This window comes from Oleiphilus sp. HI0066 (assembly GCF_001635725.1).
In genome coordinates, this window is record NZ_LWFH01000182.1 from 1 (window position 1) to 873 (window position 873).

General features: G+C 46.8%; 1 protein-coding gene. It reads left to right on the forward strand.

Annotated elements, in window-relative coordinates; translation table 11 throughout:
- On the forward strand, positions 1 to 873 hold an 873-nt coding region (locus A3738_RS02975; protein ID WP_197473536.1), incomplete at both ends, for a GldG family protein.

The following is an 873-nucleotide window of genomic DNA, read 5'->3' on the forward strand; positions in this document are numbered from 1 at the left end:
AAGCGTTCCGGGTGGCGCACGTGGCGATGAAATTTACTTTGGCTTAGTCGCTAAAAACGCCGCGGGTCGAGAAGAAGTGGTTCCGTTTATCCAACCTGATAAAGAGGCATTCCTTGAGTACGACCTAACGCGTCTAATTTCCGCTTTATCACGCGAAACTTTACCCAAGATCGGCATTTATTCGGGGGCTGATATTCGTGGTGGGTTTGATGTAATGTCCCGTCAACAAACGCCTGAGTGGGCTGCATTGCAGTTCATCAATGATAATTTCGATCTGGAGTGGATTGAGGATGATGCCGAAGCGATCGAAGATGTTGATATGCTGCTGCTTATCGCTCCCCAAGATTTATCCCAACGCTTGCAGCTAGCGATTGATCAATATGCTTTGTCTGGTGGTAAGGTGATGGTTTTTGTTGACCCTTACATTGAAACAATGGCGATGATGAACGGAATGGCCACTGTTCAGAGCTCCAATATTTCAGCCTTGTTCGAGTCATGGGGCGTTGCATTTGATGAATCACAATTTATCACTGATTTCGAAAACTCAATGGTCGTGTCGCTAGGGCAAGGTGGCCAGCCAGCTCGACATTTAGGGCTTTTGAGCCTTGGTCCTAATGCACTATCGCAAGATGATGTTGTTTTGTTTGGGCTGGAAAGCATTAATCTTTCTTCAGTCGGTGCGATGAGTGCGGCGGAAGGTGCGAGTACGGTGTTTACTCCTGTTATTCAAAGTTCTGCACAAAGTGCTTTGGCAGATGTGAATGTGTTGACGACCTTGAATGATCCTTCGACCTTGATGAATGACTTTGTTCCGACTGAACAGCGCTATACCATTGCGGCAAGAGTAGGTGGTTCTGCAGAATCTGCATTTCC